The organism is Ewingella sp. C233 (assembly GCF_055407225.1).
Genome location: NZ_JBUZRI010000001.1, coordinates 1375616 through 1390806 on the forward strand (window position 1 = coordinate 1375616; position 15191 = coordinate 1390806).

General features: G+C 53.3%; 12 protein-coding genes. 4 read left to right on the forward strand and 8 right to left on the reverse strand.

The window, feature by feature from the left end; genetic code table 11:
• Positions 1-163: 163 nt before the first annotated feature.
• Positions 164-1150 (reverse strand): 2-hydroxyacid dehydrogenase, encoded by a 987-nt coding sequence (locus tag ACZRKO_RS06230; RefSeq protein ID WP_463736353.1) that lies wholly within the window; start codon positions 1148-1150, stop codon positions 164-166.
• Positions 1151-1232: 82 nt separating this feature from the next.
• Between ACZRKO_RS06230 and ACZRKO_RS06235 the strand changes: the two genes are divergently transcribed.
• From ACZRKO_RS06235 to ACZRKO_RS06245, 3 genes are read left to right on the forward strand one after another with little or no spacing between them, the layout of a single operon-like run.
• Positions 1233-3947, forward strand: coding sequence for a YdbH family protein (locus ACZRKO_RS06235; protein ID WP_463736354.1), 2715 nt, complete (start codon positions 1233-1235; stop codon positions 3945-3947).
• A gap of 38 nt (positions 3948-3985) precedes the next feature.
• Positions 3986-4153 (forward strand): YnbE family lipoprotein, encoded by a 168-nt coding sequence (locus tag ACZRKO_RS06240; RefSeq protein ID WP_463737488.1) that lies wholly within the window; start codon positions 3986-3988, stop codon positions 4151-4153.
• A gap of 34 nt (positions 4154-4187) precedes the next feature.
• Positions 4188-4520: a YdbL family probable chaperone protein gene (locus ACZRKO_RS06245; RefSeq protein WP_463737489.1), complete on the forward strand. Its 333-nt coding sequence runs from the start codon at positions 4188-4190 to the stop codon at positions 4518-4520.
• 163 nt (positions 4521-4683) lie between these two features.
• On the opposite strand, the gene ACZRKO_RS06250 is transcribed toward ACZRKO_RS06245, so the two are convergent.
• Positions 4684-5301, reverse strand: coding sequence for an FMN-dependent NADH-azoreductase (locus ACZRKO_RS06250; protein WP_463736355.1), 618 nt, complete (start codon positions 5299-5301; stop codon positions 4684-4686).
• A gap of 287 nt (positions 5302-5588) precedes the next feature.
• Between ACZRKO_RS06250 and hrpA the strand changes: the two genes are divergently transcribed.
• Positions 5589-9479, forward strand: a complete 3891-nt coding sequence (hrpA, locus tag ACZRKO_RS06255; RefSeq protein WP_463736356.1) for an ATP-dependent RNA helicase HrpA — start codon at positions 5589-5591, stop codon at positions 9477-9479.
• Between the two features lie 177 nt (positions 9480-9656).
• On the opposite strand, the gene ACZRKO_RS06260 is transcribed toward hrpA, so the two are convergent.
• The 6 genes from ACZRKO_RS06260 to rstA all read right to left on the reverse strand — a co-directional run bounded on the left by ACZRKO_RS06260 (position 9657) and on the right by rstA (position 15162).
• Positions 9657-10526 (reverse strand): trypsin-like serine peptidase, encoded by an 870-nt coding sequence (locus ACZRKO_RS06260; RefSeq protein ID WP_463736357.1) that lies wholly within the window; start codon positions 10524-10526, stop codon positions 9657-9659.
• A gap of 151 nt (positions 10527-10677) precedes the next feature.
• On the reverse strand, positions 10678-10758 hold the full coding sequence (gene ydgU / locus ACZRKO_RS06265; RefSeq protein ID WP_456867294.1) for a small membrane protein YdgU: 81 nt from the start codon (positions 10756-10758) through the stop codon (positions 10678-10680).
• Between the two features lie 110 nt (positions 10759-10868).
• On the reverse strand, positions 10869-11234 hold the full coding sequence (gene asr, locus ACZRKO_RS06270) for an acid resistance repetitive basic protein Asr (RefSeq protein ID WP_463736358.1): 366 nt from the start codon (positions 11232-11234) through the stop codon (positions 10869-10871).
• Between the two features lie 386 nt (positions 11235-11620).
• Complete coding sequence (locus ACZRKO_RS06275; RefSeq protein WP_463736359.1) at positions 11621-13102, reverse strand: carboxypeptidase M32; 1482 nt, start codon at positions 13100-13102, stop codon at positions 11621-11623.
• Between the two features lie 27 nt (positions 13103-13129).
• On the reverse strand, positions 13130-14434 hold the full coding sequence (gene rstB, locus ACZRKO_RS06280; RefSeq protein WP_463736360.1) for a two-component system sensor histidine kinase RstB: 1305 nt from the start codon (positions 14432-14434) through the stop codon (positions 13130-13132).
• Complete coding sequence (rstA, locus tag ACZRKO_RS06285; protein WP_463736361.1) at positions 14431-15162, reverse strand: two-component system response regulator RstA; 732 nt, start codon at positions 15160-15162, stop codon at positions 14431-14433. The genes rstB and rstA overlap by 4 nt, the downstream gene beginning before the upstream one ends.
• Between the last annotated feature and the right edge of the window lie 29 nt (positions 15163-15191).

The window sequence follows — 15191 nt, forward strand, 5'->3', positions numbered from 1 at the left end:
AAGAGGAGGCGCGTTTACGCCTCCTCTTGGGCGGGTTTGGGCAGCAGGCCCAAGGTTTAAGGCCGGTTTGGGCGGCAGCCCAAGGTCTTCGGTGTGGGCCGACGCCCACGACGTTGAATTTGAAGATTTAAAAGCAGGCCTGGGCAGTCCGCCCGGTTAAAAACTAAAGCACATTAGGGCAATGCTCACCCTTCGCTAACTGCGACACGTTCATTAATGTCGTTTCCGAAATACTGGTCAGCGCGTCACTGGTCAGGAATGCCTGGTGGCCGGTGAACAGCACGTTGTGACAGGACGAGAGGCGGCGGAAGACGTCATCGAGAATCACTTCGTTGGAGTTGTCTTCGAAGAACAGGTCGCGCTCGTTTTCGTACACGTCCATACCGAGCGCGCCGATTTTCTGTTTCTTAAGCGCGTCGATGGCAGCGGTGGCATCAAGCAGTGCGCCACGGCTAGTGTTAACGATCATCACGCCGTCTTTCATTTTGGCAAAAGAGGTGGCATTCAGCAGATGGTGATTCTCCGGCGTCAGCGGGCAGTGCAGGGAGATAACGTCTGACTCGGCATACAGCGTATCGAGATCGACGTATTCAGCACCCAACTCCAGCGCCAGCGGGCTTGGGAACGGATCGTATGCCAGAATACGCATACCGAAACCTTTAAGAATGCGCATGGTGGCGACGCCAATCTTGCCAGTGCCAATAATCCCCGCGGTGCGCTGGTGCATGTTGAAACCAATTAGCCCTTCGAGCGAGAAGTTTGCCTCGCGCGTGCGCTGGTAGGCACGGTGAATGTGGCGGTTAAGGCACAGCATCATGCCCACGGTGTGTTCAGCGACGGCTTCCGGCGAATAAGCAGGCACGCGTACTACGGAAATACCGAACTCTTTCGCCGCTTCCAAATCCACGTTATTAAAGCCCGCACAGCGCAGCGCCAGCGTTTTTACGCCCAGCGTTTTCAGCTCCTGCAGCACTTCACGGCAGCCATCGTCATTAACGAAAATACAGACGGCATCCGCGCCAAGCGCAGTTTTAGCCGTTTGCGGTGTCAGCAGGAAATCAAAAAATTCCAGCTCGTAGCCGTAGTGCTGGTTTACCAGCTCAAGGTACTTACGGTCATAATTTTTAGTACTGTAGACAGCCAGTTTCATCAGTTTTCTCCATGATAGGCTTTTTAAGTAGATACTCTAATTATGGTATCTTATAGCGGTTTAGTGAAAAACAAGGCATTTCATGAGGAAAGGATTGAAAATATTCGTACGGGTGGCGCTGTCCGTCGTGCTGATCCTGCTATTGCTGGCGCTGATTTTGTGGAAAACCGTTCCGCGCTGGTTGCCCGCACTGGCCCAGCACTGGCTACCCGCAGGGACACAACTGAGCCTTTCCGACTCCCCACGCTGGTCAGACGGCGAACTATCATTGTCCGGTCTCAGCTATAAAGCCGGGGACTGCGTACTGGCACAGGCGAAAAATGCCCGTTTAAGTCAGGGCACCGGCCGCTGGGCGCTGGAAATGGATGCACTGACCGTCGACACCGCTTGTCTGAGCAATATGCCCGCCAGCGCTGGGAGTAAACCCCTGACGCTGGCAGATATCCAGAACACATTGCCCTCTGGTTCGCTGGTTATTCACCAGTTGTTGGTCACGCCGTGGCAGCGTTACGCCGGTGAACTGCATCTGGATAATGACGGCGCGGCCCAGCACCTCACCGTAAAGGGGGCCGCGCTGAAACTTGACGCCTCCCTAGACAGTCAGCAACAGCTGACCATCACGTCTCTGCAACTGATGCCACCGGGCAGCGATGTGCCGTTGTCACTCGGCGGAAAAGTGACCTTACCTGCAACGTTTGACCAGCTTCCTCAAACCGGTGAACTGCACGGCGAAATGCAAACCGCCGAAGTGCCGAATCCGCTGGATATCACCCTGCAATGGCAAAAAAACTCCGGCGTACTGACGCTGATGGAAAAAGGCAGCACACAGCCGCTGGCGATGCTTCCGTGGGCCTTGCAGGAGAAACAGTTACAGATCACTCAGGGACAGTGGCGCTGGCCTTATGGCACACAGCCGCTGACCGGTGGCGTGAACCTGACGCTGAGTGACTGGAGCGATACCTTTGATCAGACTCACATCACCGCACGTCTTAACGTCCTGACTCAGGGGCATAACGGCAAAGCCAACGTGGTGCTCACGCTGGGGCCGGGGAAAATCGGCCTGCTCGACAGTGACCTGGCTTTCCAACTGACCGGTCAGGCAAACATGATCGTCACTTCACTGAGTGTTTCCCTGCCGGGAACCCTTACCGGTTCAGTGCTTAACCCGCAGCTTGCCCTGCGCAGCGGTGCCTTACTGCGCGCCTGGGGGAAACCGACCCCTGAACTGACCTTGCAGGATGTGCGCTGGCCACTGGCGGGCGTTAAAGTCTCTGCCGAAGGGGTGAGCGGGCCGTTACAGGCTATCGTCAAAGCGCGTGACAGTTACTGGGGCGCGTTCGACCTGCATCTGAACGGTAAATCGCAAAAATTCTGGCCGGATCAGGGACGGTGGGATTTCAACTACTGGGGCAACGGCAAACTGCCGCCGCTGGCCGGGCAGTGGGATATGTCCGGTAAAGGCCGCTGGCACAATAATCTGATCACCCTGACGTCGCTGTCGACCGGTTTTAATCGTCTGCATTACGGGCTGGTCGATGTTGATGCGCCACGCCTGACGCTGGAGGAACCGCTGACCTGGCGCCGCCCGGTGCCGCCGCGTTATCAGGATCAGCTTCCGGCACAGCCTTTACAGTTTGGCGGGGCGATAAAACTGGTGGCGAAAAAAATTGCGTTGGAAAATGGCGGTTATCTGCCGCCAGCGGAATTGCAACTGTTACTCAACGGCACGGATCCGCAGCATTTCAACGTACGGGGCATGCTGGACGCCAGACCTATCGGACCTATACGCCTGAGCGGCCGCTGGGACGGTGAGCGTCTGCGCGGTGAGGGCTGGTGGCCGAAGCAACAACTGACCGCATTCCAGCCGCTGTTGACCCCGGATTTTGGTATCAAGTTGCGTGAAGGTTCCTTCTATGCACAGACGGCGTTTTCAATGGCGCGCGGGCAGGGCTTTGTGGCCGGTGGGCACTGGGTGGTGAAAGACGGCGGGATGTGGTTACCCGACGGCGACCTCAGCGGCATGGATTTCAGCCTCTCTTACCGGCTGAAAAATCAGATCTGGATGTTAGGCGTCAAAGAGCCGGTGATGTTGCGTATCCGTGAAGTGAACAACCTCGCTAAACTGGAAAACATTACCGCTGACCTGCAAGGCAACTATCCGTGGACGGAAACGTCCCCGCTGACTTTGAGCAATCTGGGGGTGGATATGTTGCGCGGTCACGTTAGTCTTTCGGCACTGCGGATGCCGCAGCATGATGCAGCGGTGCTTAAGCTGGACAAAATCAATTTAAGCGAACTGTTCACCGTTCTTAAACCTAAACAGCTGGCGATGTCCGGTAACGTAGACGGGGAATTGCCGCTGTATGTGAATGACCCCAAGTGGATCATCCGTAACGGCTGGATTAAAAACGATGGCTGGCTGACGCTGCGCCTCGACCCACAATTTGCCGATGCGATGGCCAGCGGCAATATTGCCAACCGCCTGGTCATTGAGTGGATACGCTATATGGAGATCCGCGAGATGCAGGCTAAGGTCAATCTGGATAATCTCGGGGAGCTGACCATGGCCTCCCACGTGATGGGAGCGAATACGTCCGATAAGCAGGATCGCGAAGTGATCCTCAACTACACCCATCAGGAAAATGTGTATCAGCTTTGGCGCAGTTTGCGCTTTGGTGACAATTTGCAGGAATGGCTACAACAGCAGATCTCGCTGCCGGCGAATGCGCTGTCTCATCAATCTGAGGCCACTTCCTCGCGCACTAAAAAGGACACTGATTTGAGGACCCCACAATGAAACCGCTATCCGCTTACCGTACGCTGGTCTCTGCCCTGATGGCGCTCTCGGTTTTGCTGCTCAACGGCTGTGTGCCGCGCATCGAACTGTCTGCGCCGAAAGAGCCGATCACCATCAATATGAACGTTAAAATCGAACATGAGATCCACATTAAAGTTGATAAAGACGTGGAAAATCTGCTGAAAAACCAAAGCGATCTGTTCTGATTCGGGAGTCGGTATGCGTTCTTTGAAGATAAAAATGTCCACCGTCAGACACTCAGCCAAAGTTCTGCTGGCCTCTGTTTTATTGTTTAGCTCGGCGGCGTTTGCCTTAACGCTGGATGAAGCCAAGCAGCAGGGCCGCGTGGGAGAGACGCTGTCTGGCTATCTGGCACCGGTTCAGCAGGACGATGAAACCCTGACACTGGTTAAACGTATTAATGCAGGGCGTGAACAGCAGTATCAGCAGGTGGCACAGAACAATCAGGTTACGACCTCTGATGTGGCAAAACTGGCGGGTCAGAAGCTGGTGGCCAGAGCCGGGAAGGGCGAGTTCGTGCGAGGGATTAACGGACAGTGGTTGCAGAAGTAAGAAGACTGCTTCGTTTTTCTTTGAAGCGCTAAGTAAAAAACAGGCAAAAAAAAGCGCGCTTTCCAGCGCGCAATAGCGTTATCACAACAACTTCAGGAAGGACCGCAGACAACAGATTTTGAGGGTAATGACTCTTTCCTGAATGTGATAATACGTAGGGTAATTACGCCGCAGCCACTTGTTTGATTGCTGCGTCGATAGCTTCTTTCGCTGCTGCCTGTGCTTTAGTCGCGACTTCCGGACCGTAAGCGATGCCTTCAGCGAAGATGAATTCTACATCGCTCATTCCCAGGAAGCCCAGGAACAGAGACAGGTACGGTGCAACCAGATCTGTAGGGGTGTCTTTATGGATACCACCACGGCTGGTCAGAACGATAACTTGTTTACCTTTCACCAAACCTTCCGGGCCTTTTTCGGTGTATTTGAACGTCACACCGGCACGGGCTACCAGGTCAAAGTAGTTTTTCAGCTGAGTCGGGATGTTGAAGTTGTACATAGGTGCCGCAATAACAATCACGTCATGAGCCTGTAATTCTTCAATCAGGGTATTAGACAGCGCCAGCGCTTCTTCCTGACGTGGCGTCAGCGGAGCATCGGAAGGACGCAGTGCGCCAACCAGTTCGCCATCCAAAACCGGGATTGGATCCGCGGCCAGATCACGTACGGTGACCTGTGAACCGTTGTGAGTGGCTTTGTACTGCGCCACAAAGTAGTCGGTCAGTTGGTTTGACTGAGAGAAGTTTGCCAGAATGCTTGATTTCAGAACCAGTACTTTGCTCATGTGAAAATCCTTACTGTGTGCGTAACAAGAGCGGATGCCCTGTGAATGGGACCCACTTTATTCACAAACATCATTCAGTGATAGCGCAATAATTCGAGTGCTACGTTCGAATTTTTTGAATGAAGGGAAATGCCAGGCAAAATGCCACCTCTTTTCAGCATCCTCAATAGCTTGTGGTAACATATTCGCAAACAGGTACGCATTAACCCGCCTGGAACCCATTCAAATTCAGCCGACAGAAGTCCTTCTTAATCTGGCCGTCTGACTTGCAACAAGGAATACCGAACGTGAAATCTCCGCTCGCGGCACTGTCAGCGCAATTAGACGGGCTGATGCTACGTGACCGGCAACGCCTGCAACGACGTTTGCAGGGTGCCAAATCGCTGTTGAATAAACCGAATCCTGACCCGCAGGCGCTGGAAAAGCTGGCTGCTGAACTTGAGCCTCTGATTGCGCAGAGTCTGCAAAAGGTCAGGGCGCGTGAAGCCTCACGGCCAAAAATCAGCTATCCCGCCAATCTGCCGGTCAGCCAGAAGAAAGATGACATCTACAACGCCATTCGTGACCATCAGGTGGTGATTGTCGCGGGTGAAACGGGATCAGGTAAAACCACGCAGATCCCGAAAATTTGTATGGAGCTCGGGCGCGGTATTATGGGTGTGATTGGTCATACCCAGCCGCGTCGTCTTGCGGCACGTACCGTTGCCAACCGTATTGCCGATGAGCTGGAAACTTCGCTCGGCGGCACTGTCGGTTACAAGGTGCGATTCAACGATCAGGTCGGTGACACAACCTTAGTGAAGCTGATGACCGACGGTATCTTGCTGGCGGAGATCCAGCAGGATCGGATGCTGATGCAGTACGACACGCTGATCATCGATGAAGCGCACGAACGCAGCCTGAATATCGACTTCATTCTTGGTTACCTGCGCCAGTTGCTGCCAAAGCGTCCTGACCTCAAAGTCATTATTACCTCAGCGACCATTGACCCGCAGCGTTTCTCAAAGCATTTCAATAATGCACCGATCATTGAAGTCTCGGGGCAGACCTATCCGGTCGATGTACGTTACCGCCCGGTAGTGGATGACGCTGACGATACTGACCGCGACCAGTTGCAGGCGATTTTTGATGCCGTCGATGAGCTGGGCCGCGAAAGTCCCGGAGATATTCTGATCTTCATGAGCGGTGAGCGCGAAATTCGCGATACCGCTGATGCATTGACCAAACTTGACTTGCCGCATACCGAGATCCTGCCGCTGTATGCGCGTCTGTCGAACAGTGAGCAGAACCGCGTGTTTCAGTCACATGCCGGTCGCCGTATTGTGTTGGCAACCAACGTGGCAGAAACCTCGCTGACCGTACCGGGTATTAAATATGTGATTGACCCGGGTACAGCGCGTATCAGCCGCTACAGCTTCCGTACTAAAGTGCAGCGCCTGCCAATCGAGCCGGTGTCGCAAGCCTCTGCCAATCAGCGTAAAGGGCGTTGCGGACGTGTCTCTGAAGGGATCTGTATCCGCCTTTACTCCGAGATGGATTTCCTTTCGCGCCCGGAATTTACCGACCCGGAAATTCTGCGTACTAATTTAGCCTCGGTTATCCTGCAAATGACGTCGCTGGGACTTGGCGATATCGCTGCGTTCCCGTTTGTCGAAGCGCCGGATAAACGCAACATTCAGGATGGCGTCAGGCTACTGGAAGAGCTGGGTGCGATTAACAATGCGCAGGATGGACGTTACACCTTGACGCCATCTGGCCGCCAGCTGGCGCAATTGCCAGTGGATCCGCGTCTGGCTCGCATGGTGCTGGAAGCGCGTAAAGATGGCTGTGTGCGGGAAGTGATGATCATCACTGCCGCGTTGTCGATTCAAGATCCGCGCGAGCGTCCGGCCGACAAAAAACAGGCTTCCGATGAGAAGCATCGTCGCTTTGCTGATAAGGACTCTGATTTCCAGGCCTTCGTCAATTTGTGGGACTACCTGAAAGAGCAGCAGAAAGAACTCTCTTCGGCGCAGTTTCGTAAGATGTGCCGCAGTGATTACCTCAACTATCTGCGCGTGCGCGAATGGCAGGATATCTACACCCAACTGCGTCAGGTGGTGAAAGAGCTGGGCCTGCCGGTTAACAGTGAACCGGCGGATTACCGCAGCATTCACTGCGCTTTGCTTACCGGTCTGCTGTCGCATATCGGTCAGAAAGACGCGGATAAGCATGAATATACCGGCGCGCGTAACGCCCGCTTTGCCATCTTCCCGGGTTCCAGCTTATTCAAGAAACCGCCGAAGTGGGTCATGGTCGCTGAACTGGTGGAAACCAGCCGCCTGTGGGGGCGGATTGGCGCGCGCATTGAGCCTGAATGGATTGAGCCGCTGGCCAAACATCTGGTGAAGAGCAGCTACAGTGAACCGCACTGGGAGAAAGCGCAGGGCGCGGTAATGGCGACCGAGAAAGTCAGCCTCTTTGGCCTGCCGATTGTCGCAGCCCGTAAAGTCAATTACGGCACTGTTGATCCGGTTCTGTCGCGCGAGCTGTTTATCCGCCATGCGCTGGTGGAAGGCGACTGGCAGACGCGTCATGCGTTCTTCCGCGCTAACTTAAAACTGCGCAGCGAAGTCGAAGAACTGGAGCACAAATCACGCCGCCGGGACATTCTGGTCGACGAAGAGACGCTGTTCCTGTTCTACGAACAGCGTATTGGTCAGGACGTGGTGTCTGCCCGTCACTTTGATACCTGGTGGAAAACTCAGCCTGCCGACAGCCTGAACTTTGAAAAAAGCATGCTGATCAAAGAGGGCACGGGCAATATCAGCGCGCACGATTACCCGAACTTCTGGCATCAGCGCAACATCAAACTGCGCGTGACTTATCAGTTTGAGCCGGGCACTGATGCCGACGGCGTGACGGTACATATTCCGCTGCCGTTGCTCAATCAGGTGGAGGATCAGGGCTTCGACTGGCAAATTCCGGGCATCCGCCGTGAGCTGATTATGTCGCTGATTAAGTCATTGCCTAAGCCGGTGCGCCGTAATTTTGTGCCCGCGCCGAACTACGCCGATGCATTGCTTGGCCGCCTTCAGCCTTTTGAATTGCCACTGCTGGAAGCCATGGAGCGCGAGCTGCGCAAAATGACCGGTGTGACAGTGTCACGTGAAGAGTGGCAACTGGAACAGGTGCCCGATCATCTGAAAATGACGTTCCGTATTCTGGATGACAAAAACAAAACGTTGCGCGAAGGCAAAGATCTGACGGCGCTCAAGGCAGGCCTGAAGGAACAGGTGCAGCAGACGCTCTCTGCGGTGGCCGACGACGGCATCGAGCAAACTGACTTGCATGTCTGGAGTTTCGGCACACTGCCGGAGAAATATGAGCAGAAGCGCGGCGGCTATCAAGTGAAAGCCTATCCGGCGCTGGTGGACACCAAAGACAGCATCGCCATCCGTTTATTCGACAGCGAACTGGAGCAGCAGCAAGCCATGTGGGCGGGTATACGCCGTCTGTTATTGCTCAATATTCCATCGCCGATTAAATACCTGCATGAGAAGTTGCCGAATAAAGCCAAGCTCGGGCTCTACTTCAACCCGTACGGTAAAGTACTGGATCTGATCGACGACTGTATTGCCTGTGGTATCGACAAACTGATTGCTGAAAGCGGCGGGCTGGTGTGGAAAGAGGAAGAGTTTGCCCGCCTGCATGAACATGTTCGTGCCACTCTGAACGATGCGGTGGTGCAGATAGCAGTGCAGGTTGAACAAATCCTGACGGCGGTGTTTAGCATCAATAAACGCCTGAAAGGGCGCATTGATATGACCATGGCGCTGGCGCTGTCGGATATTAAGAGCCAGATGTCAGGCCTTATCTACCGTGGATTTGTCACCCAAAATGGCTGGAAACGTCTGCCGGATACCCTGCGTTATCTCAATGCTATCGAGAAACGTATGGACAAGCTGCCGGTTGATCCCCATCGTGACCGCGCGCAGATGCTGAAAATCGAGCATGTGCAGAAAGCTTGGCAGCAATGGCTGAATAAACTGCCACCGGTGCGTCAGCAAAGTGAAGAGGTGAAAGAAGTGCGCTGGATGATTGAAGAGCTGCGCGTCAGTTACTTTGCCCAGCAGTTGGGAACGCCATATCCGATTTCCGACAAACGTATTTTGCAGACCATGGAGCAGATGGCGTGATAACTGGGGATTATCACACCTAAAGCGGGAAAATGTCCGGCGTCTGAGCCCATGAAAGCGCAAGGCAGCCCGAAACGTCTTTGTATTGTGAAGACCTCAAAATTCGCGCCGGAATGCGCAAAAAAAACCACGAACAACGAGAAGTGTTGTTCGTGGTATTGATGAAAAGGTAAAAAATTAAGGCGTGACGGGTGGTGCGCTGACAATCCCCGAGGACAGCTTATTCAACGCGTCGCGGATTGCCGGGACGGCCAGCGCGCGGTTATCTGCCAGATAGCGGTCTTCAGCCGCAGGCGCGGAACTCTGTATGGCAATCAGCGACCATTTATCGCCACTTTTCAGCAACAGCGGCGAACCACTGTCGCCCGGCAACGTATCGCAGCGGTGTGATATCACGCCCGGTTGCGCCCAACCGGTGACTAAACAATCTGTGTGGACATATAAATCATCCAGATGATCTTCAGGATATCCAGCCTGAGTGACTTTCCTGCCATTTTGTTTTAACGCTGCTGTCAGCGCATCACGATTGCCTTCCCACAGAGGAAGCGGGGTGATCGGCAAGGCAATATTGGCATCCGTCAGACGGACAAGGGCAAAATCATAGGGTGCCGCTTTAGGCGGAACAATCCAGCCTTCACCATCCGCCTTGAGTTTCTTGCCCAGTTTCGGATCAACCAGGGTTTCTAAAGCCGTTACCTGATAGCGCCATTTCTGATGATGCGAAATAAACCGCAGGGCCACGACTTTATCAATCTTACCCGGAGGCGCCAGCACGCAGTGACCGGCGGTCAGCACCAGATGTTTGGAGATAAGCGTTGCGGTGCATAAATTGCCGCTTTGCGTCTCTATCTGGCCAATAGCCTGCCACGGCCACTGGCGGGAGTCGGCAACCGGGGCGCGTTGATCATGACCAAAGAACAGCGCCGTTTTTTCTTTTACGCTGATCGCAGGCGCGTCAGAGTCTGAATCCGGCTCAGGAACATCGGCATGAGCAGAGGGAAGGGCGAAACAGAAAAAGCACAAAACATAGGGTAACGCGATGCGCATAACATTCTGACCTTGAAGACAGGGAAATCCCTTGAATCGTTTATTATGGAGTGATTTTAGACGCTTGCAACATTCGACGTGGGTATCGTGCTGTTTTTTCGCCATCTTTAGAGTGCGTAAAGAGAAATTACGTCGGGTTGAACGAATGATTTCAGAGATAGAAGAACAGGGTGATAAGGCCGCAGAGGATCAGGGCGCTTAGGGTGATTTCGAACAGGTATCGGCGCAGCATCTTCCATCAATACCTCATATAAAAACTGGAGAAAAAAACACCCGGCGAACCGGGTGTTAAATAATCAGTCTTGATAGCGTGGAGGAGATACCCTCACTAAGACGTCTTACTTATGCTGCTGGCGTTGCTTTTGCAGCTGGTGCAGCTTTTTTAGCATGTTTCACGTGTTTTTTAGCAGCCTGCGCTTTCTGAGCTACTGGAGCAGCTTTCTTAGCATGTTTCACGTGTTTTTTAGCGGCTTGTGCTTTCTGAGCAGGGGCTGCTTTCTTAGCGTGTTTTTTGTGTTTTTTGGCAGCCTGAGCTTTCTGAGCTGGTTTCTTGTGTGCTTTCTTAACTACGTGCTTAGCCGGTGCTTTTGCAGCTGGAGCAGCAGTCGTTGATGCAGCAGGTGCTGGAGCAGCGGTAGTTTCAGCAGCGAAAGCAACAGAAGACAGACCCATTGCAGCGGCAACAACCAGAGCTAATACTTTTTTCATGTTCAATTCCTCAGAATGTTTGTTTATGTGTCCACCCCACTGCGGGGTCGGTAGGAGAATACTAGGCCGGGGCGATGGCTTTGTAAGTGAGTGAATGGTGTCGGCGTGTAACGTTATGTACAAATCATAAAATCCATTAAAATCAACAAAATAATGTCTGTCTACGTGCCCAGTAAGTTCTTAAATCTCAATTTAGTTACAACATACAGTAGCCTTTGTATACTTCAGCACTCTGAACGATCGAAAATCTTTGTGAAACAGAGGGATCTGTCGAATTGATTAAGGCGATTCTTAGCAGGGCGTGAAGGGATTTATTCTGGAACGTAAAGACCCAAACTCGGATGGGCCTTTACGTGGACAACTAAACCCGTTTTATTGCACCTCTATTAAAGATAACGGCTTTCCAGATGTTTACGGAAGTAGGCCGGATTCAGCGTCTCGCCGGTGGCATTCTTCATCAACTGATCGGTGCTGAAACGGCTGCCGTGCTGCCAGATATTCTGCTTCAGCCACTGGAACAGGGCGGTCAGGTCGCCGCGGCTAATATCACCCTGCAGGGTAGGGATCGCGTTATTGGCACTCTGGAACAATTGTGCGGCATACATGGCACCCAGCGTGTACGTCGGGAAGTAACCAAAACCGCCGTCGGTCCAGTGAATATCCTGCATACAGCCGTCACGGTAGTTGCCGGTGGTATCGATGCCGAGATACTCCTTCATTTTATGGCCCCACAGCGCCGGAATATCATCGACTTCAATCTCGCCTTCGATCAGCGCTTTTTCAATTTCATAACGCAGGATAACGTGTGCCGGGTAGCTGACTTCATCTGCGTCAACGCGAATCAAACCGGGCTGAACACGCTGATTAAGCTTAATGAAGTTACTTTCATCCAGTCCTTGACGCTCACCAAACTGGGCAATCACCAGCGGGTAAACGGATTTCAGGAAAGGTTCGCTGCAACCAAGCTGCATTTCAAACAGCAGGCTTTGTGATTCATGGACGCCCATAGAGCGGGCATTGGAGACCGGCTGGCCGAGCCACTCTTTTGGCAGATTCTGTTCGTAGCGTGCGTGACCGGTTTCGTGGATAACTCCCATCATGGCACTGAGGAACTCATCTTGATTGTAACGCGTTGTGATGCGCACATCCTGAGGCACACCGCCGCAGAAAGGATGGGCGCTGACGTCCAGACGACCCGCGTCAAAATCAAAGCCCAGACGGCCCATGACAGCCAGACCCAGCTGACGCTGTTTCTCAATATCAAAAGGACCGGCAGGCGCAATGCGCGATTCTGTTTTTTGCTTTTCAACCACTTTTTGCAGCAGATCAGGCAGCCAGGTTTTCAGATCACCAAACAGCACGTCCAGTTTGTTAGAGGTCATGCCCGGCTCGTACATGTCCAGCAGAGCATCGTAACGGCTGCAACCTGCGGCATCTGCGCGCAGTGTTGCTTCCTGACGGCTAAGGCGGACCACTTCACGCAGGTTATCTGCAAAACCTTCCCAGTCATTGCCTTTACGCTGTACACGCCAGGCGTGTTCACAGCGGGCACCCGCCAGAGATTTGGCCTGTACCAGACTTTCCGGCAATAACGCGGACTGCTGGTACTGACGGCGCATCTCACGCAGGTTAGCCTGCTCGACGTCATTAAGGTCTTCGTTCCCGGCTTGTTCCAGCCACTCGCCGACCTGTTTTGCCGTGAGGATCTGGTGTGAGAGAACGCTAAGTTCGGCCAGTGCCTCTGAGCGGGCTTGACTACCGGCAGGCGGCATCATAGCGGCCATATCCCAGCCAGCGATGGCGGAAAGATGGCTAAAGCGGGACAAGCGGGCGAAGGTGGTGCGCAGTTGTGAATAGGCTGTTGTCATTATTTACTCCCTCCGGATGATGAAATTTTAGCGTGGTTCAGTGTTCAGATTGAAAACGGTTTTGACCGGCCAGGTGAAGCGGATACAAGCACCGCCAAGTGACGGGCTGCTCTCTACGCTGACGTGGCCCTGATATGCGACGGCGATGGAGTGAACGATGGCGAGGCCAAGTCCACAACCGCCGGTAGCGCGGTCACGGCTGGGGTCGAGGCGGACAAAGGGTTCGAAGATGCGCATACGCTCTTCTTCGGGAATACCGGGACCGTTGTCTTCGACCTGCAAATTGGCTTCATCTCCCTCCAGCCACAGGCTGATGCGTAAATGATCCGCGTAACGCAGGGCGTTGTTAATCAGGTTGTCCAGCACGCGCTCCATCAGGCGTAAATCTACACCGCCGAAATCCACATTTTGCGGAACGGACAACTCAATCTTATGATCGGCGTTGATCAAGCTAAAATCATCGACTTTAACGGTCAGCCAGTCCGCCAGATTGACCTTCTCAATATTCAGGGCCACCTGCGGGCGGTCCAGCCGCGCGTAGGTCAGCAGTTCGTCAATTAGCGCCTCCAGCTGGCCGATATCGCGGTTGATCGCTTGCTGCTCGGCCTCTGGCAAATTTTCGCTGATAGCCAGCCGGTAACGCAGCCGGACTAGCGGGGTACGCAACTCGTGGGCAATGCCGTCGATCAGCTGTTTCTTGCTGGCAATCAGAGTATTGATGTTGTCTGCCATCTGGTTGAACGCAATCCCCAGCCGGTTGAGGCTTGAGCTGGAATCAAAATTAATCCGCTCATCCAGATAACCATTGCCCAGACGCTGGGCTGAATTTTCCAGCTTCATCAGATCTTTCCAGTGCGGACTCATCCAGAGGAACACCGGAAACGCCAGCGACAGACCAATCACCATCATCAGGATGAGATCCAGAATACGCATTTCATGCATATAGAACAGGTAGGGGATCGGACCGACAACTAAAACATAATGACTGCGCGGAACGCGTTGAATAAATGTGTATTCATCATCCAGCGCAATGATTTCTCCATCTTTCAGACGCTTATCCATCTCTGGTGAAAGGACACGCTTACCCAGCGGTTCAATGTGCAATTTGAACGAGAGATTGAGATCGAGCGTATTAATGGTTTTATTCCAGTCTTTAATTGGAATTTCACGCAATTCGCTGCGCATCAGATATAGCGAACTTTTCATTAGGTCATTCATCGATTGCCGGCCGGTACGTTCAGCGGTGACTTTATAGACCAGACCGACCAGCATCGACATCACCAGGAAACAGACCAGTAACAGCAGGAAAAACTGGATGAACAGCTTTCTCATTCTTCGCCTTTCTCCCAGGCATTTGGAGCGAACAGATAACCTTTATTACGCACAGTTTTGATACGGAAAGGTTCTAGGGCATTGTCATAGAGCTTACGGCGCAGGCGGGAAATCGCTACGTCAATGCTGCGGTCCAGCCCGTCATAGCTCACGCCGCGCAGATTCAGCAGCAAGGCTTCGCGGTCCATAATGCGTCCGGCGTGGGTGGCAAGCTCCCACAGCAAATCGAAATCTGATGTCGACAAGATAATGGTTTCATCAACCAGCGTGACTTCGCGGTTAACCGGGTCAATACGCAACTGACCGAAGTGCAGGGCGTTACCACTTTGCAGGGGCTTGACCGGTTTTTCCTCACCGGTCGCCTGCGGCGCGTGCTGGCGTAAATGCAGACGCAGACGTGCCAGCAGTACGGCGGGCGGGGTGGTTTTCAGAATGTAATCATTCGCGCCCATCTCCAGCGACAGAATATGGTTCATGTCGCTATCCAGCGAGGTCAGCAGGACAATGGGGCCGCTGTAGGTCGGCCGCAGGTCGCGGCAGAGCGTCATGCCGTCTTTGCCGGGGAGCATAATATCGAGCAGTACCAAGTCAGGTTTTTCGCGTTCGATGCGATCCTGAGCGGTGTCACCACGTGGTTCGACTAAAACGTCAATATCATGTTTGCCTAAATAGGCGGCAATCAGATTGCCGACTTCTGCATCATCTTCTACAAAAACGATTTTATTCATTGGCTTGCTGCTAATAGAGGTCCGTTGGT